The sequence below is a fragment of the Martinezella sp. CNPSo 3732 genome, assembly GCF_057784515.1.
Window position 1 is genome coordinate 25920 of record NZ_JBXSOO010000019.1, and the last position, 21252, is coordinate 47171.

General features: G+C 56.9%; 22 protein-coding genes. 14 read left to right on the plus strand and 8 right to left on the minus strand.

Going from position 1 to position 21252, the window contains the following annotated elements; translation table 11 throughout:
• Positions 1-614 precede the first annotated feature (614 nt).
• The 7 genes from AC13RM_RS24760 (at position 615) to AC13RM_RS24790 (ending at position 5582) form a co-directional block, all read left to right on the plus strand.
• Entirely contained in the window at positions 615-1058 is a 444-nt protein-coding gene (locus tag AC13RM_RS24760) for a hypothetical protein (protein WP_113228560.1), read from the plus strand.
• The gene (locus AC13RM_RS24765; RefSeq protein ID WP_374818566.1) at positions 1055-1483 is read left to right on the plus strand and encodes a hypothetical protein; all 429 of its coding nucleotides are present in this window, start codon (positions 1055-1057) and stop codon (positions 1481-1483) included. Before AC13RM_RS24760 ends, AC13RM_RS24765 begins: the two co-directional genes overlap by 4 nt.
• A 16-nt stretch (positions 1484-1499) precedes the next feature.
• Positions 1500-2099 carry a TetR/AcrR family transcriptional regulator gene (locus AC13RM_RS24770; protein WP_374818563.1) on the plus strand — a complete coding sequence of 200 codons (600 nt, stop codon included), beginning with the start codon at positions 1500-1502 and terminating at the stop codon, positions 2097-2099.
• 998 nt (positions 2100-3097) lie between these two features.
• Entirely contained in the window at positions 3098-4057 is a 960-nt protein-coding gene (locus AC13RM_RS24775) for an acyltransferase family protein (protein WP_374818560.1), read from the plus strand.
• A gap of 90 nt (positions 4058-4147) precedes the next feature.
• Positions 4148-4321, plus strand: coding sequence for a hypothetical protein (locus tag AC13RM_RS24780; protein WP_285176570.1), 174 nt, complete (start codon positions 4148-4150; stop codon positions 4319-4321).
• 429 nt (positions 4322-4750) lie between these two features.
• On the plus strand, positions 4751-5221 hold the full coding sequence (locus AC13RM_RS24785) for an MEKHLA domain-containing protein (RefSeq protein WP_285176571.1): 471 nt from the start codon (positions 4751-4753) through the stop codon (positions 5219-5221).
• A gap of 214 nt (positions 5222-5435) precedes the next feature.
• Positions 5436-5582: a DUF1127 domain-containing protein gene (locus AC13RM_RS24790; RefSeq protein ID WP_083258017.1), complete on the plus strand. Its 147-nt coding sequence runs from the start codon at positions 5436-5438 to the stop codon at positions 5580-5582.
• Positions 5583-5799: 217 nt separating this feature from the next.
• Here AC13RM_RS24790 and AC13RM_RS24795 read toward each other — a convergent pair whose 3' ends face one another.
• On the minus strand, positions 5800-6192 hold the full coding sequence (locus AC13RM_RS24795) for a hypothetical protein (RefSeq protein WP_374818556.1): 393 nt from the start codon (positions 6190-6192) through the stop codon (positions 5800-5802).
• Positions 6193-6538: 346 nt separating this feature from the next.
• Here AC13RM_RS24795 and AC13RM_RS24800 point away from each other — a divergent pair, with 346 nt between their 5' ends.
• Positions 6539-7051, plus strand: coding sequence for a hypothetical protein (locus AC13RM_RS24800; RefSeq protein ID WP_374818553.1), 513 nt, complete (start codon positions 6539-6541; stop codon positions 7049-7051).
• Here the strand turns inward: AC13RM_RS24800 and AC13RM_RS24805 are convergent.
• Positions 7045-7689: a response regulator gene (locus AC13RM_RS24805; RefSeq protein WP_374818550.1), complete on the minus strand. Its 645-nt coding sequence runs from the start codon at positions 7687-7689 to the stop codon at positions 7045-7047. The two genes, AC13RM_RS24800 and AC13RM_RS24805, sit on opposite strands and share 7 nt — an antisense overlap.
• Positions 7686-9119, minus strand: coding sequence for a sensor histidine kinase (locus AC13RM_RS24810; protein WP_374818961.1), 1434 nt, complete (start codon positions 9117-9119; stop codon positions 7686-7688). Before AC13RM_RS24810 ends, AC13RM_RS24805 begins: the two co-directional genes overlap by 4 nt.
• A 281-nt stretch (positions 9120-9400) precedes the next feature.
• Between AC13RM_RS24810 and AC13RM_RS24815 the strand changes: the two genes are divergently transcribed.
• Entirely contained in the window at positions 9401-10060 is a 660-nt protein-coding gene (locus tag AC13RM_RS24815; protein ID WP_488555776.1) for a hypothetical protein, read from the plus strand.
• Between the two features lie 398 nt (positions 10061-10458).
• Here AC13RM_RS24815 and AC13RM_RS24820 read toward each other — a convergent pair whose 3' ends face one another.
• The 4 genes from AC13RM_RS24820 to AC13RM_RS24835 form a co-directional block, all read right to left on the minus strand.
• Positions 10459-10857: a DUF1236 domain-containing protein gene (locus AC13RM_RS24820; protein ID WP_113228568.1), complete on the minus strand. Its 399-nt coding sequence runs from the start codon at positions 10855-10857 to the stop codon at positions 10459-10461.
• Between the two features lie 952 nt (positions 10858-11809).
• On the minus strand, positions 11810-12127 hold the full coding sequence (locus AC13RM_RS24825) for a chemotaxis protein CheW (RefSeq protein WP_440479185.1): 318 nt from the start codon (positions 12125-12127) through the stop codon (positions 11810-11812).
• 293 nt (positions 12128-12420) lie between these two features.
• The gene (locus tag AC13RM_RS24830) at positions 12421-13242 is read right to left on the minus strand and encodes a sterol desaturase family protein (RefSeq protein WP_113228570.1); all 822 of its coding nucleotides are present in this window, start codon (positions 13240-13242) and stop codon (positions 12421-12423) included.
• Between the two features lie 156 nt (positions 13243-13398).
• Positions 13399-14442, minus strand: a complete 1044-nt coding sequence (locus AC13RM_RS24835) for a helix-turn-helix domain-containing protein (protein WP_374818540.1) — start codon at positions 14440-14442, stop codon at positions 13399-13401.
• Between the two features lie 797 nt (positions 14443-15239).
• On the opposite strand from AC13RM_RS24835, the gene AC13RM_RS24840 reads away from it, so the two are divergent.
• Both AC13RM_RS24840 and AC13RM_RS24845 read left to right on the plus strand, forming a co-directional pair.
• Positions 15240-16010 (plus strand): hydratase, encoded by a 771-nt coding sequence (locus tag AC13RM_RS24840; protein ID WP_374818537.1) that lies wholly within the window; start codon positions 15240-15242, stop codon positions 16008-16010.
• Between the two features lie 186 nt (positions 16011-16196).
• Positions 16197-16436 (plus strand): hypothetical protein, encoded by a 240-nt coding sequence (locus tag AC13RM_RS24845; protein WP_374818534.1) that lies wholly within the window; start codon positions 16197-16199, stop codon positions 16434-16436.
• A 109-nt stretch (positions 16437-16545) separates the two neighbouring features.
• Here AC13RM_RS24845 and AC13RM_RS24850 read toward each other — a convergent pair whose 3' ends face one another.
• Complete coding sequence (locus AC13RM_RS24850) at positions 16546-17271, minus strand: SDR family oxidoreductase (protein WP_374818531.1); 726 nt, start codon at positions 17269-17271, stop codon at positions 16546-16548.
• Between the two features lie 406 nt (positions 17272-17677).
• On the opposite strand from AC13RM_RS24850, the gene AC13RM_RS24855 reads away from it, so the two are divergent.
• From AC13RM_RS24855 to AC13RM_RS24865, 3 genes are all read left to right on the plus strand, one after another.
• Positions 17678-18655: a tagatose kinase gene (locus AC13RM_RS24855; protein ID WP_374818528.1), complete on the plus strand. Its 978-nt coding sequence runs from the start codon at positions 17678-17680 to the stop codon at positions 18653-18655.
• 183 nt (positions 18656-18838) lie between these two features.
• A complete protein-coding gene (locus AC13RM_RS24860; protein WP_374818525.1) occupies positions 18839-19564 on the plus strand; it encodes an SDR family oxidoreductase in 726 nt (241 codons plus the stop codon).
• Positions 19565-19877: 313 nt separating this feature from the next.
• Positions 19878-21218: a class I SAM-dependent methyltransferase gene (locus AC13RM_RS24865; protein ID WP_374818522.1), complete on the plus strand. Its 1341-nt coding sequence runs from the start codon at positions 19878-19880 to the stop codon at positions 21216-21218.
• Positions 21219-21252: the final 34 nt, after the last annotated feature.

Sequence of the window (21252 nt, forward strand, 5' to 3'; positions counted from 1 at the left end):
CACCATTGAAGCCGAAGTGAAAGCGGTGCTTGGGCCATGCGCAGCGCGTATGGGATGTCTTTCAAAGTTTGAAGGTCATCCTGGCGCTCCGGCCGCACCCTCAGCTATTCAGAAGCCAACTTTTCGAGGGCGTGATTGGACTCTTAAAATTGTCGAAAACATAGCCGCTGCCAATCATATGAGGGTTGTGTTGACGTATCTTTGGATACACGCGGAAGATACAGGCCCAACCTCCTCGCCATGTGTCCATACGCGCCATATAGCGTTCCGCTATGCGCCCGCTGCTTCCTTCGAGACCATGCCGATGCTGGCATGTCGGGCGAAATCCGCATCCAAATAGATGACCGATCCGGCGGGCAATCGAAACCTCCGCTACGTCTGGCGAATTCACATGTGGCGCGATCATGCCGGCTTTAAGGCCGGGCAGAGTGCAAGCTCCATATCAGGCTCCAAGAATATTCTTCCTTTACAAATGACCGACGGTCAGTCATATGTACGGACTGTAACTTTCGAGTTTTAAAGGGCATGCGAATGGCCGTCCGTATTGAGAATTTGGGAGGCTCCATGCTGAGCGACGTCTGCTTCCGACGTGTCACATCGAGGGGTGTCCAGTCATGATCCGTCACGATCTCAGCCAGTGGCCGCTCGTGCTTTCAGCCGCTCGCGGCGCGATGTCGCTCGATGAGCAGTTCGTCTTCTTTTCGGACTGGAACGCCTGGCTGGATCGCGGCGAATCCTTTTCGGCATTGCGTGTCTTCACCGATGCCGAGGCGCTCAGGCGGCCCGAGGGCGGTGCAAAGGATGCAAAGGTTTGGCTTCAGGCCAATGGCGAGAGGATCAGGCAGTTCGTCATTGGCATGGCGACCGTTGTACCGTCGGAGGCTCTCGAGGAGATGGGCCGCATAAATGCCGAAAAGCTGTTCGGAATTCCCATGCAGATGTTCGATGATGTCAATGAGGCGGCGATGTGGCTTGCCTCCCTTTCGGCAGCGCAAGGAAGACCGCTGGATGTCGGTGGAGCGCTGCGAGGCCTGGCAGCTTTGCGCCGGCTGTCATGAGCGAGCATATATCGATGTTGCCTGAGGGTGATGAGACTCATTGGCCGCTCGCGATACTGGTCGCGGAAACGCCGCTTGATGTCGACGGCGTGCGCGCAGGCCTCGATACGATCGAGTGCTGGCTGAGACGCGAACAGCCTTTTGCTCTCCTCCTGGTCGCCGCTTGCGGATTCGCGTTTCAAAGAGATGTGGCTGTGCTGCCCATGCTGGCGCAGCGGCTGGATCTTGTTCGCGAGACGCTTCGCCGGCTCCTTCTCGGGGTCGCGGTCGTCGCCCCCACATCGACGGTCGATGACGCTCGGCGAAGTCTTGCTCGTCTTCCGCTCGATATGCCGTTAGAAGTCTTTGAAAAGGGCTCGCTCGCGGTGAGATGGTTGTGCGCATCCACTCTCTCGCCAGCGGGTATCATCATCGACAGCCTATGAACAACGAGGAGAACTCGTGACCGTTACAGATCGTCCGCGTCCGCGCACCAAGCCGCCGGAAATTCGCCGCGAGGAATTGATGGATGCCGCGCAGCAACTGTTTCTGGAGAAGGGGTTTGCCGCGACCAGTGTTGCGGAGATCGTCGATGCCGCAGACGTCGCCAAGGGTACTTTCTACCTTTATTTTCAGACCAAGGACGATGTCCTTAAAGCCCTGCAAACGCGGTTCGTCGAGCTCTTTTGCGAAAGGATCGATGCCGTCGCGAGAGCGTCCGCCTCTGACAGTTGGGTGCGGCGGCTGGATGCTGTGATGGAAGCCTGCGTTCTCGGCTATCTCGACGAGGTCGCGCTTCACGATCTGGTATTTCATCAGTTTCAGCCGACGAAGCGGGACATGAAACGTGCCAATCCTCTTGTCAGTCGCCTCACATCCTTCCTTGTCCAAGGTCACGCCGCTGGCGCGTTCGCCTTCGTCGATGCCAGGCTCACGGCTGTCATGCTGTTCAATTCCATGCACAGCGCCGTCGATGACTGTCTGACCGATGGATCGGAGATCGATCGGCGGAGGCTGGTGGCAGCCGTTACCGATTTCTGCCGACGCGCCGTCAGCCCCTAAGCCAAAAGAAATGGTGAAGAGGGGACATCGGACGAATGGAAGCATAGCCCTTTGCGGAGGAAACACAGAGCGTATGATGTCTGCCTCGGTCAGTATCTGGAGAGAATAGGCGACGATGTATGCCGCTAATTAAGATCCACGCCAAATTTCCCTATCTAAAGTCTGATCGCCTGATGCGAGACAATGATCACCGAGGCGGTCAACCTGTCCCCCGGTATCCACAGGCTAAGAGGGAAACGGAGACGGAACCACACGGTCTGAGCGATGATTTCAATAGAGCATTGGTGACCTCGGGGCAGCGGATGACGATCGCGGCGGTCAGCAAGCGCTGCCTGAATCCTGCAGTTCAGCAGGCCGGAGACGAAGAGTATGGCAGCCGTCCCGCCTGCTGCTTTGTCAAGTTCAAACAACTCCCTGCCTCCGCAGCTCGCCGGATGAGAAAAAGCGGCTCCCCTGATTATTCGTGTACCAACATGAGATGGGCTTTCGTGAATTTAAGTAGAAGTCATTTATACAGGTAAGGAATCTCCAAATTGCGTAGCCGTCTATGGCTTCTCGTAAGGAGAGAAATAAATGTGCGACCTAACTAATAATTGAATAAATCGATTTTTTTGATCTATATTTAAATTTATCGGCGAATAAACCTAGTGCTGTGTACGAAAAGAAGCATTTAGATTAAAATCGTACTTATTATATTGGCAAAACATCGACGTTATATTATTCTCCCGCTCACTCGAAGGAGGCGGAGCGAGCGAGCGGAGGGCGCTTTAAACGATCTATTGCTCCTCTCGAGATCATTTTATGGTCGTGGCATCGTCAGCAACGATGCGCCATTAAACGCAATTTCATCCTCAATGAAGTCTGACTGTCTTGTACCGGAGTAGACGCGCGCGGGTTGGCTCGATTGAGCCAAACGCGGACTTTCTGGTTGCGTCTTATCGAAAGACGCTTGCCTCGTAAGAAAAATAGCTGCGGAAAATTTGGAGAGGTTTTCCAAAATGCGCTACTATTCGCTGGACGCGATACGCGGTCTTGCTGCGATCGCTGTTGTGCATTTTCATATGGGATTGATCTGGCACGTCGCACCGTTTGGTTATCTGGCGGTGGATTTCTTTTTCGCTTTGTCCGGCTTTGTCACCGAAACTGTCTATGGTCCAAGGTTCATAGCCGGCATGACAACGCCGGGTTTCTTTGCCGCTCGACTGAGGCGGCTCTATCCGGTTTTCCTCGTCGGCATTCTCCTCGGTGCGTTCGTGATAGCGGCCAAGGTGTTTGCGGGTATCGACAGCCCGCCAGCCTGGGTCGTTCCGCTCAATCTGGCGGTTCTGCCGGCACCCGTCGCCGGGGACTATTTCCCTGTAAATGTTCCGTGCTGGACGCTCTTTCTCGAATTCACCGCTTACTTTCTTTATGCTGCGTTTCGACGTTATCTGACGGCGCCGATATTGCTGATAGTGACGGTGGTTTCGGGCATCACGTTGCTGTCGTGGGGCGCCGATTTGAACGTCGGCAGCACGTGGGACACCATCCATATCGGCATCGCACGGCTTGGCTTTGCCTTTCCCTTCGGGGTGTTGCTAGCGCGACTTGGTGTGAGGCCCTGTTGGCGGACGTGGCTCGCTTTATTGCCGCCTCTCTGGCTTATGGTGATTTTCTATCACTCGCGAGTTGACACGGACGTTGCGCTGCTGACCCTGCCGATGTTGCTTGTCTGGTCCATCGCGCTCGAAGTGCCAGAGAAATTGCGCGCGTTATCGCGTTGGCTCGGTGACATCTCTTATCCACTCTACATCGTACACTATCCGTTGCTTTCTGTTTTTCAGTTCCTGTGTCGAGAGATAGGCGCCGCAGGGCCAGTTGCGCAGATGGTTGGTACGGTGGGTCTTCTCGCCGCCGCCCACATTGTGGCGTTTTGGAATGACCGCTACCGCACTTTCGCAGAGAGAAGTATGGGCTGATGAAGGCGAGATGAAGCCGGGATCGCTTGATAACCTGTGTTGCACAGCCAATCACGACGCGCGGATGCGCCAAAATAAATGGGGAGGGCAATGATTTGGAATTTCGAAGTCATTGTGGCCATTATCGGCAGCCTCGGAGCTGCCGGTATTGTCCTATGGCAATTGGCGGATGCAAGCCGCCGTAGAAAGGAGAGAGGGGAGCGCAACGATAGCACCGACCCGATCGTGGAAGAGGTGCGGCAAACCCGGAACAAAGACGACTAGGACATCGCCTCAAGCTTCCATCACAGCCTTCCAACCAAGCGAATGCGTGAAATTACCTCGCCGCATGCGGATATGATCCGAATTAAAAATTGATGTGCTCCGGGTCTTTGGGCGACGATGATCCTCGGGGCGCATTATATCATTGATACGGTTGCCGATCTTATTTCTGTCATCGACGAGATCGAACGTCGGTTGTCAATCGGTGAGGGGCCGTAATTTGGTCGGTGTTTGGAGCTGCCGGAGCTTAGTCGAGGTAATCTCGTCCTTGAACACGCCGTCAGTAACTTGCGCGCTTACCCCGAGACCTTGGCTTCGCGGTATGGTTGATGATGGATACTCGCGTCTTCGCGCTTGCCCTGCTTTTGATCTCCTGCGCAATTTGATAGGTATCGCTCGCGTCGATGCCCCAGAACGGTAGGAAGGGAAGAGATGACTGATAGGCCTGAAAGCAACGCCGTCGATTTATCGGTTGACCAAGCCTTTTTCGAACTTCTGACCGGCAGTTTTCAACGCATTGTCGGCTCGTCCTTGATCGTTGAGGGCGCGGGGCCGGATTGGCTCTATCGCGATGCGCCTTTCGTGGTCCTTGCCCATAATACGGATGCCGATCCGCGTTTCGTCTACGCCAACAAGGCTGCGCAGAATTGTTTCGAATATCCGTGGGACGAGTTCATAACGCTGCCCTCGCGGCTTTCGGCCGAGCTTCCCAATCGGGCAGAGCGCCAGCGGCTGCTGGACGCGGTGACGCGCAACGGTTTCATCTCCGACTATCGCGGCCTGAGGATTGCGAAATCCGGTCGGCGTTTCTGGATCGAGGCCGGCATCGTCTGGCAGCTCGTGGACCCAGACGGCAATTTGCGCGGACAGGCTGCAACGTTTTCCAAATGGCAGGATGCATAGACCGTACGATAGAGACGATGGTTCAGCAGCTAGGCGCACTTCATCGGGACCGTAACGGTCGCGGAAGGGCGATGGTAAGAACCAGTATGTGTTCATCCCGCCAATCTAACGGCATGAGCCGTGCAAAAGCGGCATGGCTATCGTGCAGGCATGTGCGTTTTATTTAGGCGGATAAATGCCTATCTCCTGTGCGTCAGCAAAGGAGACCGTAAAAATGAGAGTATTTGAGAAGATTAAGCGCTTTAGCGAACAGCGCAGAGCGATACGCGAACTTTCCGCCCTCGACGATCATGTTCTTCGTGATCTCGGCATCGCCCGCTCGCATATCCCTTACGCCGTCAGTGGCGCCCGCGGCAACTAAGCTTTCTTTTCGAGCGCATACCCCTGAGGCATGCGCCGCCGCAAGAGGCAGTGGCGAGCAGCCGATTTCCCGACCGGCTGGCACTTCCTCTTGACATGTCAATGGTAGATCATACCAGCCGGCAAGTTCGCGTAAGCGCTCGTCACAGGCGGCCCGGAACGCAACTGATGGCCAAGGTTTTTCGCTTTTATCATTCGCGAATGCTATGGCGAAGATTTCAGGCGGCTCGTTCGCATCTGCCTTTCATGTTCTGTTTTGCGCAATATTCGAGCTCGATCTCGAGCAGCCTTGTTGCCTTGGCAAGAGCATCTTCGGCCTCTGCGAATAGCTGTGGGTTGTGCCCCATTCTGGCCTCGCCGTAGTTTCTGGCACGCAGTAAAACAAGGTCAGCCAAATCGATGCATTCCGGCGTTGGTCGGACGAGGTTCAGGCAATATCGCAAATTGACCGCGACCTCGAGAGCGAACTCGGCTGCTGAGAAATCCAATATCGCCCCCGGCGGCGCGGAACGGGCTAGAAATATCCTCCAGTGTTGGGTCATCGCAGTGCCCCCTTTTCGGATCGATTGCGCGGGCATCGATATATTGAGTGCCAATTTTTTCAGAGACACTATTGGGTTCCCAATCATGGCATTTTGCATGGCCAAGGCGCCAGCGTGTCCGCAGTCATATCGACCAGACGAAGTCGTTTTCAATAACGCAATCATGCAATTGGGCTTCGGTCCAGCTCCTTCTTGGACGTTGGTCTGACGATATCTCGGCGGAAGGTCTTGGCTTCGATTGCTGAAGTCCAACCACAGGTCTCTTCGTTCGATAAGACTTGACCCTTCGCGGTGTTGCAGCGATTTGATACGGGATCAGAGATATTTGCCAGTCGGCGATAAATGGCGGCGCTTTCGGGCCAGGGAGCGACGACCATTCGTCGCCGAAGCCAACCGGAGCCTCAGGAGGCCGTAGGTGTCATTGCGTCGAAAGCTCATTGCTGCTTTGCCATGCCTGTTGTTGACCATGGTCAGCACAGCACTCCCCTACACCATCAAAATTCACGGCGCTTCCGCGATATTTGCGCAGCAAATAGTGGAGGCCAAAGGGGGTAATGGCAACGGCGGCGGAAACGGCAATGGGGGCGGAAACGGTAACGGGGGAGGTAATGGCAATGGAAACGGCGGTGGCAACAATGGCAATGGAGGCGGGAACGGCAACGGTAACAACGGGAACGGTAATGGTAACAACGGAAACGGCAATGCCAATGGCCGATCATCCGCAACCAAGAGCGCTACTCAAAGCCAGGTCGATTCCGACCAATCCTCCGATGATGGCGACGGATCGATTACCGTTCAACACAAGGATGGCATGAGCGAAAATATACAGAGCGGACGTTATGTGATGAAGGATTCAAAGGGCCGCACCATCGTCAATCGCAATGCGACGCTTGCCGACGAGCAGCGGCTCAAATCATTGCTTCACTGACGCCGCCTTTCGAGTTCATCCCGGAACGCCATAGCAGCTTCCGTTCTGTTGCTCACTTCCAGCTTGGCGAAGATCTGGGTCATGTGATGCTTGATGGTCTTTTCATGCAGATCAAGCTTCAGCCCGATATGTTTGTTGCTCAATCCGGCAGAAGCCAGCTCGAGGACCTCTCGCTCGCGATCCGTCAATGCACTGAAGGGATTGATCTGGGCAGCAGATCCGTTGTCCGAGATCAGACGCGCCGATAATGTCGGCGCGACGTAGCTGTCACCCGCAGCAATGCTGCGAAGGATATCGGCGAGCGTCCGTGATCCAACGCCTTTGAGAACATAGCCTTTCGCACCGCTCTTGAGCGCCGCCATAACATCGTCGCTTGCCTCGGAGACGGTCAGCATCACGATCTTCTGATCGGGTATCTGCTCGAGGATGAGAGAAATGGCATCCAGCCCTCCTCCCGGCATGGAAATGTCGAGAAGCAGGATGTCCGGGCGATGTTCCGCTGCTATGCGCAGGGCATCCTCCTTGCTGCTGCCCTCACCGACGATGCTGAACCCATCCATTTCGGTCAGGCTGCGGATAACGCCCTCCCTGAAGAGAGGGTGGTCGTCTACGACCGCCAAACTGATTGCAGCTGTCATGCCTGCTCCATTTCCTCGATGTTCAGGGACATGCGAACGATGGTTCCCTGGTTCGACGACAAAAGTTGAAAAATACCGCCGAGACTTTCGACCCTATCCCTGAGGCCGGCAAGGCCAAGCTTTTGCGGGCCGACTTCTTTCGGATCAAATCCCGGTCCCTCATCGGCAACCTCGATCACGATCTGGCCGTCTTTGAAGGTCTGCGCGACCTTTTGCCCGATTCCGCCGGCGTGGCGATAGCCGTTGTTCAAGGCTTCCTGCACAAAGCGATAGACACATATTTTTGCGGAGGTCGAAAGGTCTGTCGGTGTTGTCCCGACTCTCAGCGCGACGGTGACGCCGGTGCGCTGTTCGTGGGCTCGAATTGCCCGTTTCAAAAGATCGGTCAGATTGTCCGTCTCGATGTGAGGAAGCATCAGGCCACTGCAGACGCTCCTGATTTCGGTCATGGCGTCGTCAAGGCTGGATTTGATTGTCTGAAGTGATGCCTCGCGCTCCTTTACCGAGGCGGTGGGGCTGATGAGGGTCTGGCTGTCCAGTCGCAAGGAGGCATAAGCGACCAATTGGGCCGGGCCGTCATGCAGGTCGGCGCCGATCCGGCGCAAATAGCTCTCGTTTAGCGCGGCCGCACGCTGGGTCGCGCGTTGAACGCGGGCTCGCAACGCCTCATTCTGTTGAAGAAGCGTCGACAGTTCGCCGATGCGGCCGTTGAGCGCCTTGCGTTGATTGTCGATGGTTCGGCTGCCACGCAGGACGATGATCGACAGAAGAGCGAAGAATGTCAGAGTGAACAAGGCAACGACAAGCCAGCTCAGCAGGCGGGCCTGAGTAAGGCTCCATTCGAAATCGTTGGCTATCTCGTAGAATTCGGAGACGGCGACGACTTTGCCCGACCAGGGCTGCAGTACGGGATTGTAGATTTCCAGGAGCGGTTTGCCGCTATTGCGTTCGGCGACGCTTTCCACATCGTCGATCTGGTTGAATTTGGCAACCATTCGGCCTGAAAAAGCCGTCTTCAAACTATCTGACAGCGGAAACCGCTTTCCTGAAAGATCCTTGTTGTTGGAATAGAGGATCGTCCCGTCGTTACGCCACAATCGGAACGAAAACAGCCGTGTGCCAAGCGCGCCTTGCCCGAGTGTTTCGTCAAGAGCGCGGGTGACCGTATCATCGAGAACCTGGGTGGTTTGCATATCCGGCAGAAGCGGGGCGATGACGCTATCCACATAGAGGGCCGTCGTTGCCGCGGAATTGCGCGTCACTGCATTTTCGATGAGGCCGGCAACGAAAGAGCCGACAACAAGCATCGCACAGAGCGCGACGAGGCCGCCGGCAAGCAGGAACTGTCTGGCCAAAGATTGGGAATTCCAGCGTTCGATAAGACTTGCTGGAGAGAGTTTGTATTTATGGTTCGCTCGCGGCACTGGCATAATCGGCACGGATCTCCCAACCCTCTATAGCTATCCCAGCAGGATGGAGTGTCAACCGTTGGGGCGTCGACACCTGCCGCGTTGTCCCGAGCGGGGTATTGCCGTCTGGCGTGTGCAATTTAAGCGACCATAGAATTGGATCAATCAGACTATGGTCCTAACCCTCAAGGCATAGGTCGGACCGGGATAGAAAGCTGGGATTTCGGCAATATTCTAGTGCGCATGATTTGCTGGATATGGCCGCTGCCACAGGTGCCGGGCATGTTACGAAGGAAGTGCGCATGAAAGTCCATTCCATTATCGGTGCAACAAGCCTCGGCCTGGTGCTTGCCCTCGCTCCTATGGGAGGGGCAGCTATTGGCTTCACGCAGGCGGCATTCGCCAAGGGCGGAAACGGCGGCGGCAATGGCAATGGGAATAGCGGCGGTCATGGTGAAGGAAACTCCGGTCATGAAAAGTCCGGAAGCGACGATGCAAACAGCACTTCAACGAATGCGGCGACAGCACAGGGGACTTCATCTTCATTGCTGGGGCATCATGCGGACAAACACTCCAGAGCCCATAGTGCAAGCTCGAAGACGCACGTCTCGAAGCCCGGCGAGGGCAGGCTTAGCTCGCTCAGGAGAGACTATCACGCCTACTTGAACTCGAAAGATCCCAAGATGGCGGCGCTCTCTGCCTATGTGAAGGCATATGCGGAATTCGAAATGCAATATGGAACGACGGCCGTGCCGACGGATCCGGCCCTTAGCGACAACGCCCTGCGTTCGGCGCTGGCGCAGCTGTCGAACAAGCCGGTGACGGACCAGACGCTTACCGAAGCAAAGAGCATTCTTGGTGTTGGAACAAATACGGGAAAAATCGCCGAAGTCCGCGATGCTCTGGAAAAGAAATCCGAAATCGTAGCGCCATCCGAGAGCGATGCGGCGACTGTCAATTGAAGACACTGACTAGCATTGCCTTGAGGTGAACAAGCCGATTCCCGGGCGCTTATGCGATACGAGGTTTCTGCGATCATCGTTCACAAGTTTTGGGTTCACGAGTTTGGCGTCGATGCACGCCTTTCCCCAGCCGGTCCGCCCACCGGCTCTATCGCCGGGTCGGGCCTTCCGCCCCAGACGCTGCTCGATCCGGCGATAGGCAAGTTGCTGCGTAGGCGACCAAGCATAGAATATGATGCGCAATAGGGTACGACAACTGCCTGCGGAAGCCATTGCAAAAATCTCGAAGCTTTGGGGAGTGTTGCCGACCGACCGCCTTCTCGTTTCGAATGGAATGGATACGGCCATGGCGTACAGGGGATGGGTGGAGAGCGGCTTGCCGCTCCCCACGATGGTTGCTACTTCAGAATCTGGATAACCTTGCGTGAGGAAGGCTCAACGATCACGCGTTCGTGGTTAACGACCGCATAGGCATATCGCGGATTCTGCGGAACTGTGCGAACAACGACCGTATCCGGCAGCGGCTTGCCGACGATCACTCTCTCCTGCACAACCGTGCCCTCTTCAGGCAAGGGCTGTTCGCGGACATAGGTGACCACCTTCTGAGGCGGCGGATCGATGGCGGTACCGACAATGGCGCCAGCCACGCCGCCCACGGCGGCCCCGACCGGACCACCGACAACGGCTCCGGTAACCGCACCACCTGCAGCGCCGGTGACGGTCGACGATTGGGCAAAGGCACATCCGGCGGTCAGGCCAAGCGCGAGTGCCGCAACACTAAGTACTTTCGTTTTCATCAGAATCTCCTTTCACCTTCTCTTCGTCCGTCATTGACGGAGCTGTCGGTAAAACAGAGCTTCGGCGCAGTCGGTTCCTTTCCTTGGGCTTCAGTCGAGTGACATTTGGGCGAGGGTCGCACGATGCGTTGGACCAAAGCCTTACGCAAACGGCCCAGATCGAAAATATGGAGAATTCACCGCGCTCAGGGCTGATTCCGGTGATGAAACAAGGGGTTGGTTTGCCTTAATGCAGCTCTCGCGTTCGCAGCCGTCAAAACCGGCCACCGGATGCAGACGGATACAGGAAGCCAATCCAACGAAAGCTTCCCATTGCCTCGCCTCAACGGCGAAACGATCTCAAACCGTCAATGTTCGGCGCGGCTCGAAGAAGCCACCGATACGTTTCGCTCCGTGGTCCACGTGCTCGGCAGGTTTGCACATATGATCCCGACCAGCAGGATTACGGAGACCAGACCAACCAATGTCTCCCATGACTGCGGGCGAAACGGCAGCGGCCAGCGCGATCGGGACATGTTTGGATCATACAGCATTCATCAGCTCCATATCCAAAGGAGAGCCGTCTGCATCGACGTGGCAGTTCCGGTTGAGATCAAGGCTATGATCGCTTTGTTTTTCTGTCGCGCGTTCATCTATCAAGTTTATGTCCGTCGAATCCCGAAAGTCTAGTACCTTGATCGACAATATCTGGTAACGGTGCTCCCGGCGATTGCAGGTTTGCCAATTTAAGTGAAGTATGGAGAAAATATTTCCCGAGATTGGCTGTTATAGATGTTGCATGAGGGCGTGCATGCTTCGGTCGTGCGCCGTGCTGAAAATCCGTTCCGAAATTCGGGCGCAGCCGGTCATAACGTACAGAAAGCGAGGCAGGTAGCTGCTGCGAAGAGTGACTTTCTTCATGGCTTGTGGAAGCGCGTTCCCGACCGCCGTCTTCGGCACCAGAAAAGCGATGCTATATAGCTAAGCGCTCGCGGCAGAAAATGTCGAGCTCCGAAAGGCGGATGGTTTCGCTCACCGCCGACGTGCTGCCGACGAATTCGTCGATCAGGAACGCCACGTAACCGCCAGTCATCTTGATGATGGCGATTTCACAGCTTCTTGAGGGCTTGTTGCCCATCTTCGTCGCCAGATCGTAGACCGGCACCAATTCGCCACGATATGAGGTATGACCGAGCGCGCGGCGCGTATCGTCACTATTGCGAAGCGGGCGCCAATTATCTGCCCGAGCGACAATCGTGCCGTCGATGAACGTGCATAAGGTGTCGTGCACGCGGACCGCCGTCGCTGCACGGCGCCAAAGAAATGCTGATAGAGGCATTGAGCACTTTGTCCCCTCTAGGACTCCCCGTTCAAAAGTGCAATCGTCTGAGGCGAAACCCATTCTAGGATGCCTCGGCACTGTCATGGTGCCGCCGAACCTTGTTCAGCCAGACACGTCGATGATAGAGCCGTCGTCTTGATGACCGCTTTTAGGTTTGTCTAAAATTCTAACGAACGTATGTTTTTCGGCCGAGCATCGGGCTGAAAGGATGATGAAAATCCGGGAATTGAAACAACCGGCGTTTAGCTGTGCCTGCCGCGTCGAAAGGGCCGGACGAGAAATTCGGTCAAGTTTTGCGGTTCCCGGATATTGGGCAGGCCGACATCGGGCCATTCCGTGGCCTTCGGATAATAGGCGGTCCCGAACAGAATGTCCCAGATCGCCGAGCCGCTGCCGAAATTCTTGTTGAAGTGCTGTCGCTCGACCGAATGGTGAACGCGGTGAAAGCGGTTGTCGGGAAAGACGTAACGAACCCAGCCCAAGTTCAGCCGCGTCGAGCTATGCTCGAAATAGCCTTGCCAGCGTACGAAGAACACCCAGATCCAGGGAACATAGTCCTGTTTGAAATCGAAGAGCAGAGAGACGGGAATGATCAGGAACGGAATCCTGAAGATCTCCTCGCTGAAATGGTGGTTGCTATTGAAGGCACTCATTTCCTCGAGCGAATGATGCTCGGCATGGAAGCGCCAGAAGAAGCTGTTGCTATGCTGTAGCCTGTGGAACCAATAGTAGAAGAACTCGCTGACCTGCAGAACGAGAAAGGAAGCAGCTATGGCGCCCAGCAGATGCAGCGGCCACGCATTCGAAAGCTTCGAGAGGAACGTCAGGTCGATCGCAAACAGCGGCTTTATGCCGATGCCTTCCCAAAACCAGTAAAAGAGTGTCAGGCTTGTCTTGGTTATAAGAATGTTCGTCACGCAGAAGATGGCACCGCGAAGTCTCGATACATAAGTATAGCGAGACTTCGGAAAGGCGATCTCTGCGGCGAGCAACAGGAACGCGACCGGAAGAATGCGATCGGTATACTCCTCCATGAAATCAAGCAATTGAAGCAAATTTTCCATTGTCAATTTGCTGTCCACGGAACGAGGGAGGAGGCGGTACCCCTCCCTTATCCGGGAACGGCGGTTGCTTCAACGTGATGATTAAAAACTGGTTAAAGGCATGCCGATCGGGTTGGAGAGACGTTAAACCCGTTCCCGATCGTGCTCGATCGCGATTCAGTCAGCCTTGGGCGCGGCTGTGGACTTGTCGGACGTACGCGACCTCTCGCGCCATTCGAGCGGCGTCGTATCGGTGACGCGCCGGAACTCGCGATTGAAGTTCGACTTGGTCTGAAAGCCGACATCGAACATGATTTCCGTCACCGGCTTCCCGGTTTCGGCCAGCAGCGTGCAAGCCTCAGCGATCCGGTACTCGTTGACATATTGCGAGACGTTCTTGCCGGACGCGCGGTTGATGGCTGCGGAAATCTGCCGGGCGGGAATCGCAAGCTTGCGCGCCAGCCGGTCGAGATTGAGATCGACATCGCGATAGGCGTGCCTTTCCTTCATCAGTGTCTGTACGGCATCGAGCGTCTGGGTGTCCTGTAGGATTTCAGGCGGCTGGACAGCTCCTCCCGTGTCGATAGGCGCGTGGCTGCGGCTGGCTGCAGCGGCGGCGATGGCCAGGATGGCCAGTCCCACGAGATTTCCGAAGGTGATGACCTTCAATGCATATTCACCGCCGGCCCAGGCAAAGTCCAGCCAGATGAAGGTATCAACCATCGCCGATAAAAGAAGAGCGCCGGCGGCAAAGAGGACAGCCCGATAGGTCGGGCCGGCATTTTCGAATGGCGCGAGGCGAAGCGCGTCCGTGCCCGAGCGCATGAGAAGCAGGATCGCCGCGGCATAGCCGACGTCTGTCAGTACGATGGCGATATCGATCGGGTCGCGCCACATCGCGATCAGCACGATAATGAGCCCGGCCGGCAGCGCATGCAGACAGACCTGCTGAAGTGGGGAAAGCGAGCTTTTGCGCACCAGTCTGGAGACGCCGAGGTAGGCAAGGGGCGGCACCATCGCGGCTGCCACCGGCATGACATACATGGCGGGCTGAACGGCATAGCCCCACCGCAGACCGGAAAGCGTGGACTGAAACGCACTGAGAAGGATCAGTGCCTGGAAAGGCAAATTGGGTGGTGCCTCATCGTCGCGAGCTTTGACGGCTGCAAAGAGAGCGACGAGCAAAATGGCGACGACAAATGGAAATGGAATGAAGAGCATTGATCGGTTCGTGAAGGATTGGCAGCGCTTTTCCAGCCGATCATGCCGAAAGATAACCCGCACGGCGACCTCAATCATGTTTGAGGTCATCAAAATCCTGGGGAGGGGCGCCGGTCGGAACGAAGGCGGTCAATTTCGGTCGATCCCTTTACCCTATCCTGTTCGCTTCAAACCTCCGTGACTTCCTTTCGCAGATGCCGTGCGCAGAGGAGCGAAACAACATAGGTGCGTTCAAAAATGGACGCAGACAGGCGGATCGATTCTCCTTAGCGTTGGCATCAATCGTGCATTCGGCGCCTTGGTCGATAATGGCTGGTCCCCGTAGCACGATCCGGCAGAATCCGCCTGCGCATGCCCGGTCGCGGCGCAGATGGATTGCCCTTAAGGCCGCGCGCAAGAAATCCTGAGCGGACCCTGGCATCATAGCCAGCAGGATGATCTGAAACGCTGCGGCTGATGGGCCATCCAATGCGGCTATGTCGGCATTGAAGCCATAGCGACTGCAGCTCTATTTCCTCGGGCCGCGTACCCGTTATGCTGTTCGACTTTATGGCGTCGGAGTCCTTGCGTCAGTCTCTCGACCTATACGGGATTCCTCTTCGAGCGCAGCTTCGCCGCCTGACGATCTCAGCCAAAGCGGCGGCGGCAAGGTACGGACGACGAGCCCGCATATCATTCAACGAGAAAAAGCAATCACTATGAGATTTTAATTTCTTCGCGCATTGCGCCGAATGGAACGGCTATGCATGTCGAGCCATTTTTGCGTGACAGCCAGTTGTCGAGATTGGAGCGCGAAGATGTATTTCGAATTGAAGGATACCACGGCTGATCTTCTGGCCAAGTGTCGCCGTCACGAAGAGCTTTGCGATCTTCCGCTCGATTTGATCGCCTCGGAAGATGAGGCCTATGACATCCAGGCCGCGGCGCAGGATGCACTCGGCTTTGAGCGCAAGGGCTATGCGATTGTCGGCACGAACGATCTGTCGTGCCGGATGCTCGGTCTCAAGGGGCCGATCTATTCCGAAATCCCGTCCGCCGCCCTGCAAAAGAGGGCGCAAAACTTCCGTCTGCCGCCGGGAACCATTGGAATACAAAGTGAGTTCGTTTTCACGATGCTGAGGCCATTTCCGGACGAAGGCGAGCAAATCTCCGTCGATAGCGTGGTAGAGGCGATCATGAGCTGCCGTCCTGCAATCGGGGTCGTCGGCCGCTGGACGCGGCTAGCGTTTGCCGGCGCAAACGCTGCGATTGCGGATTTCGGCCTGCATGTCGCGACGCTCTGCGGCGACCATGCCGCAAATGTGGACATCGGCGCTCTTTCGAGAATCGAGGTTACGGCGTTTCTGTTTCGGCAGACCATGGTGTCCGGCAGCTCGTCGGCGGTCATGGGCAATCCGCTGAACGCGGTTGCGTGGCTTGCCGCGGCGCTTGCTGCAAAGGGCAGGCGGCTCGAGCCCAGCGATATCGTGGCGACCGGCTCCTGCACTGCGGTCCTCCAGGTCCGCGCCGGCCAACATCTGGCCGTCGACTTCGGGCCGCTCGGCCAGGTCGAATGCGTCTTCAATTAAAATGAATCAACAGCCGAAAGGACAGATAATGCGGCCGCAGCGAAAGCCATTCGTGGTCGAAATCAAGAAAAACAGGCGCACCCGCTCAAAATCCTCTCTTGAGCAAGCAAAGCGTGAGAGCATGAGCGCGCAGAAAGGTGCTGTGGCGAGCGCGGGCCTGATCCCTCAGCGTGGAGATCGGGGCTGATGGTCAGTCGGAACATTCCTCACGAATATTTCCTGCTATCCGCTACAAGGGAGGAAGGTCCTGTTGTCGGCTATGTCAATGGCAAACCGATTTCTGCTGCCGTCGTGGACAGAAACGGCAGCCGCTATCGGTTCGTCGGCGTTGCCATGCGGGATCGCCAGGGCAGGCTCGATGTCCTGGCGCTCAGGCAGGGAGAATGGATCGCCGCGCCAGACCTGATCTATGAGGCGGCAGCCTAGTGCCGAGCCCGGCAGGCATCCCATAGCATCAGCTGCTGGTCGAATATTTCAGCCCTTCGGCGACTTCCGTCTGGTGGTCGATCTCGATCAGAATGCGGTGGATACCATCTCAGGCGATCATGTAGCCGCCATCGATCGGCATGGAGATGCCGTTCACCATGGCCGCCGCGTCGGAAAGCAAGAACAGGATCACCTCCGCAACCTCTGCCGGTTCGACAAAGCGACCCGCCGGAATGCGATCGCGCATGGGTGCGGCCTTTTCGGGATCGCTCCATGCCTTGACCGCCATCGGTGTCAGCGTCACCGTCGGATGCACGCCGTTGACGCGAATGCCCTTGGGTGCCAGTTCCCTGGCCATCACGCGCGTCAGGCCGTCCAGGCCGCCCTTCGATGCACAATAGGACGCATGATCCGGTATGCCGATAAAGGCGGCAATGGAGGAGACATTGACGATTGCGCCGGGAAGGCCTTTGCCGATCAATGAGCGAGCGAATTCCTGGGCCACGATCATCGGCGCGCGGGTGTTGACCGCATGCAGGTGGTCGAAGGCTTCGACCGTGGTCTCAAGGAACGGCTGCAGCTCGGTCGTGCCTGCGCAGTTGACAAGATAATCTGCCGGAAGCGCAGCGATTGCTGCCTCCCGTGTTCTATCGGCGTCGGCAAGATCGACCTGAATGGCTTCGCAGCCCAGCTGATCATGCAAGGAAGCGATGTCCGCTGCGCTTCTGGTCAGTGCCACGACATGCGCACCGCGTTTTACCAGCATTTCCGCCGTCACTCGGCCGATGCCCTTGCCAGCGCCGGTGACGATCACTCTCTTGCCTTCGAAACTCATCGGAACTTCCTCTTTCGATCTCCTGCCTGTTTCCCAATCGAAGAGGCGAATGCGGCGGGGGTCAATATGAAAATGCAGCGTTCTATCCGAAGCGAACCGAATTTCTCCGCGAGCGAAGGCATCCGCAAACAGCACAAGCCGCTGAATTTCACGGTGTCTGTTTCGGCGATCCATAATTGCCGCGTCGAAGGGTCGCGCTCGCAAGCCGCTGGAATCGTGCTTGAATTCATCGCGAACGCTGAAAGTGTGACGAAGAGAAGAATGCTTCTGGTCGAACGTTCAACGCAGCATATATGTTTCGCCAGCGTCTCTTTTTGCTGGAAAACAATCAGTCTTGCGGTGAGGGTGGAGCGCAGCGACAGGCCGCCGCAGGCTGAGAACAACAGGGATCGAAAGCAGGATTGCAATGAGTTCAGCACTGGCACCCGACCAGCTTGGTCCAACGGTCTGCGTCGGGGAAATCCTCGTGGAAATCGTTGCCACGACGGTCGGCAACGGTTTCATGGATGCACAGCCGCTCGTCGGACCGTTTGCCAGCGGCGCGCCGGCGATCTTCATTTCCCAGTGCGGGCGGCTTGGCGGCAGCGCGGCGATGATCGGCGCTGTCGGCGCCGATGATTTCGGCCGGGTCAATCTCGAAAGGCTCAAGGGCGACGGCGTCGATATCTCGGCAATATCCATCGACCCGGACTATCCGACCGGCAGCGCCTTCGTTCGCTACCGCAAGGACGGTTCCCGCGACTTCGTTTATAATATCGCGACATCCGCGGCTGCTCGCTTTGGCTGGAGCGAAGGTGTCCGCAATCTCATCGGCCGTGCCGGACACCTGCATGTGATGGGCTCGGCGCTATCCGTTCCGAGCGCGTGTGAGGTGATCGACAGGGCAGTCGATATCGTCAAGGCCCGCGGCGGCACGCTTTCCGTCGATCCGAACATTCGCAAGGAACTCAAGCTCGACGAGGCGACCGACTGGCGGTTTGCCCGGCTCGTGGCCAAGGCAGATTTGCTGCTGCCCTCTGGGGAGGAGCTTGAACGTGCGGCCGGCGTCGAGGGCGAAACCAATGCGATCCGCCGCCTGTTTGAAATCGGAGTCAAGGAAATCGTACTGAAACGCGGAGCCGATGGCGCGACTTATTACAGCAGGGAAGGCGAGCGCATCGATGCGCCGGCCTTCATCGTCAGGGAAATCGATCCGACCGGCGCCGGAGATTGCTTCGGCGGTGCCTATCTCACCTGTCGTCGTCTGGGCATGTCGGCGGCAGACGCCCTGACCTATGCGGCTGCGGCAGGCGCGCGCAATGTCACCGTTGTCGGCCCGATGGAGGGGGCCGGCACCCGAGAGCAACTCGACGCGTTCATCGCAGCCACGGAAAGACGTTCCTGATGCGGTTCCGTTTGAGCAAAGAGGCGGTGCTTGGAGGTACAGGCCGTTCGATGACGATCGCTCCATAAGCGCGATGGACTGATCGCACTGCGGATGTCGGAGACTATCTCGAGTTTTGCCAATGATTGCCCGGTCTGCAGTGCGGGAAAATGATAGCTGTTTTGATCCAAGGAGGAGAAGACGATGGACGAATTGACGGGGAAAATCGCCGCGGTGACCGGTGCGGCATCGGGGATCGGGCTCGCCTCGAGCGAGGCCATGATTGCGGCGGGAGCGAAGGTCGTCTTGATCGATCGCGATGAGAGCGCATTGGCATCGGTATGCGAGCGCCTGGGCGAACTTGCCATTCCGCTTGTCGTCGATCTGCTCGATGCAGAGCAGTGCGCCGGGCTGCTGGAGGGCATCCTTGCCAAGGTCGATCATCTCGACATCTTTCATGCGAATGCCGGCACCTATATTGGCGGTGACCTGGTGGAAGCCAATCTCGATGCCATAGACAGGATGCTCAACCTCAACGTCAATGTCGTCATCAAGAATGTCCGCACCGTCGCTCCGCACATGATTGAGCGCGGGACGGGTGACATCATCGTCACGAGTTCGGTCGCCGGGCATTCGGCAATCCCTTGGGAGCCTGTCTATTCGCCCTCGAAATGGGCAATGACCAGCTTCGTCCAGGCCATGCGGCGCCAGCTTCTGAAGAGCGGTGTTCGGGTCGGCTCTGTCTCTCCGGGCCCGGTCATCAGCGCCTTGCTCGCCGATTGGCCCGAGGAAAATCTGCGCAAGGCCAAGGAAGCCGGCGCCTTGATCGAGCCCAAGGAAGTCGCCGATGCCATCATGTTCATGCTGACACGTCCGCGCAACGTGACGATCCGCGACGTCGTGGTTCTGCCGAGCGCCTTCGATATCTGAGGAGCGAGGCATACGGTATCAGGGATTCCGGTGATGGGGAGCGCGCTTGGCGATGTGGATGCCCGGGAGGCTCTTATTTGTCGCCGGAAGATGTCTCACAATCACGGAGCCGGCCTACTATATCTGGTCGAGCCTTGATCCTGCGAATGGCAGGCACCCCCGTAGCCGCGTTTGAGCTTACTCAACCTTGATGTCGCAAATGATCTGGATATTTTACCAGATTAAGTAGTACGCTTTCGATACCGGTACGGGATTCTTCGTGACCCTCGGGCCACGAGATTCCCGTCAAGGAAACGATAAACAGGTAGTTGTCATGTTCCTAGAAGCAGCTCTTTCTCGCTTGATCAAAATCGGAACGCTCACGGTCACTTTTCCGGATGGTTCCACACGCAGTTTCGGTACGGGGGCGGAACCGCGTGCAGCGATGAAAATCAATACCACCCGTGCAAAACGCCGTCTGCTCCTCAATCCGGCTTTGGCGCTGGGCGAGGCCTATATGGACGGCGAAGTCGAACCGGCATCCGGCGACCTATTCCAAATGGTGGATCTGCTCGCCCTCAACATGATGGAAGGCGGAAGCCATCCCTTCGAGAAGCTGATGGAAAAGGTTCGCTGGCTGCGCCGAAATCTCGACCAATTGAACTTTGCCGGTCGCTCGAAGCGCAATGTCGCGCATCATTACGATCTCGACGCACGGCTCTATTCGCTGATGCTGGATGAGGACCGGCAATATTCCTGCGCCTATTTTCCCGTCGGTGACGAAACGCTCGAGGAAGCTCAGCTCAAGAAGAAGCGGCATATCGCATCGAAACTCATGCTCGATCGCCCGGGCCTCGAGGTTCTGGACATCGGCTGCGGATGGGGCGGCATGGCGCTCTATCTCGCCAGGGAATTCGGTGCTCGGGTGACGGGTCTTACGCTTTCCGAGGAGCAATTGCTGGCTGCACGAGCCCGCGCGAAGGATGCCGGGCTGGAGCATATGGTCACGTTCGAACTGCTGGATTATCGCTCCTGGACGCGTCCGGTCGACCGCGTCGTCTCGGTCGGCATGTTCGAGCACGTGGGCATCAACCATTACAAGACTTTCTTCGACAAGATCCGCTCCGTGCTCAAGGAGGATGGCGTCGCGCTGATCCACGCAATCGGTCGGGCCGATGGTCCAGGCAGCACGAATCCGTGGATTGCGAAATATATCTTCCCCGGCGGCTATTCGCCGGCGGTCTCCGAAGTCCTGTCCGTGGTTGAGAAATCCGGCCTCTGGACGACCGACATCGAGATCTTGCGGCTGCATTATGCCAAGACGCTTGAGCAGTGGCGCGACCGCTTCATGAAGAACAGAAGCACCTTGGCCAAGCTCTATGACGAGCGGTTCTGTCGGATGTTTGAATTCTACCTCGTCGGATCCGAACTTGCCTTCCGTCGCATGGGTCACATGAACTGGCAATTGCAGCTGACGAAGAACGTTTCCGCCCTACCATTGGCCCGTGACTACATGGTCGATATCGAGCGGGCGCGGGCTGTGATTGCCGAGCAGGGAAAGGCGGGGCCGATCGAAGCCGCGAGCGCGCGGGCAAGGCGAGATCTGACCTTGCATGACGAGCGCAAATCCCGCCAGCAAAATCAATCTGGAGCCGAGTCTTCGTGCAACCTTTAGAAACCGCTTGCAGCCCGGTATGAGGATCTGGCTG